1 protein-coding gene is annotated in these 1,439 nt (G+C 36.8%); it reads right to left on the reverse strand.

Annotated elements, in window-relative coordinates; translation table 11 throughout:
• Nucleotides 1-31: 31 nt before the first annotated feature.
• Nucleotides 32-1,383, reverse strand: a protein-coding gene (locus N8M16_RS10025) for an IS3 family transposase (RefSeq protein WP_261070145.1) whose coding sequence is annotated in 2 segments (ribosomal slippage) — nucleotides 32-942 and nucleotides 942-1,383 — 1,353 coding nt in all. Because the reading frame shifts where the segments join, the coding sequence is not laid out codon by codon here.
• Between the last annotated feature and the right edge of the window lie 56 nt (nucleotides 1,384-1,439).

A 1,439-nucleotide genomic window follows, 5' to 3' on the forward strand; every position in this document is an offset into this window, starting at 1 on the left:
ATGTACTGACCCCAAAAAGTTGGACAAATAATTATTGAAAGGATTTAGTTCTGTATTGGACAGGACTAAGTCCTTTTAGTTTTACCTTAATTCGTTTGTTGTTGTAGTAATCGATATAGTCTACAATGGCTTGTTCCAATTGATTAAGTGATTTGAAGTTTTTCTCATGGCCATAAAACATTTCGGATTTTAAAATTCCAAAGAAAGATTCCATCATACCATTGTCTGGGCTGTTGCCCTTTCGTGACATGGATGCTTGAATTCCCTTACTCTCTAGGAACCGATGATAAGAATCGTGTTGGTATTGCCAACCTTGGTCACTATGGAGAATCGTATTCTCGTAGTGTTTCTCTGTGAAGGCCTGTTCCAACATCGTTTTTACTTGTTCTAAATTAGGAGAACAAGAAAGATTAAAAGCAATAATTTCGCTGTTAAAGCCATCTAAAACTGGTGATAAGTAAAGCTTTTGAGTACTTGCTGGAATGGCAAATTCTGTCACATCCGTATAGCACTTTTCCATTGGTCTCGATGCTTCAAACTGGCGTTGAATGAGATTCTCTGCTTTCTTGCCAATCTCTCCTTGGTAGGAAGAATACTTTCGTTTACGGCGAATTCGAGCACTTAAACCAAGGATTTTCATCAGATGTTGGACCTTCTTATGGTTTACTATATGACCACGATTCCTCAATTCAAGAGTTATTCGGCGATAGCCATAATTTCCTTTGTGCTCAGTAAAAATAGCTTGAATTTCAGCTTTAAGATCTTTATCTTTGTCAAGCCCATCTAGTTCCTTCAACTGATAATAGTAAGTTGAGCGAGGTAAACGAGCCACTTCAAGAAGTAAATCTAGTCGAAATCCTCCTGAAGCCATTTCTCTAATTGTCTCTGCCTTTCTCGCTGTATGGCTTCGTCCCTGTCTTCCAGCTCTTTTAACTTTTTTAAGTAAGCCACCTCAGTACGTAAGCGTTCATTCTCCTCTTGGAGTCGCTCTAGTTCTGTCATTTCATCCCAAGTTTTCTTCCGTTTACGTCCCATTTTAGTTGGTCTCCCTCTTGTTTTCTCAACAATAGTATACCCGTTTTTCTTGTATTGTGCTAGCCAATTAAGAAGTATCGTACGACTTGGGAGGCCGTATTCAAGAGAAACTCTATCTTTAGTCCAGCCTTCATGTAAGACTTTATGAATCATTTCTTGCTTTAAATCAGGAGAATAGTAACGATTTTTTCCTTTTTTGACGAACTCTATTCCGTAACAATCAATCAATTTAATCATGTACCTAATATTAGAATTGTTTATCCCAAATTTATTTGAAAGCTTCTCTATGCTATATCCTTGTTTTCTAAGTTCATAGATCTGAACTTTATCATCATAAGTTAATTTCATAATAAAAACACCCCAAAAGTTAGATTTTTTCTGTCTAACTTTTGGGGTGCAGTTCA

The sequence above is a fragment of the Streptococcus mitis genome (genome assembly GCF_946188375.1).
Taxonomy (GTDB): Bacteria; Bacillota; Bacilli; order Lactobacillales; family Streptococcaceae; genus Streptococcus; species Streptococcus mitis_CX.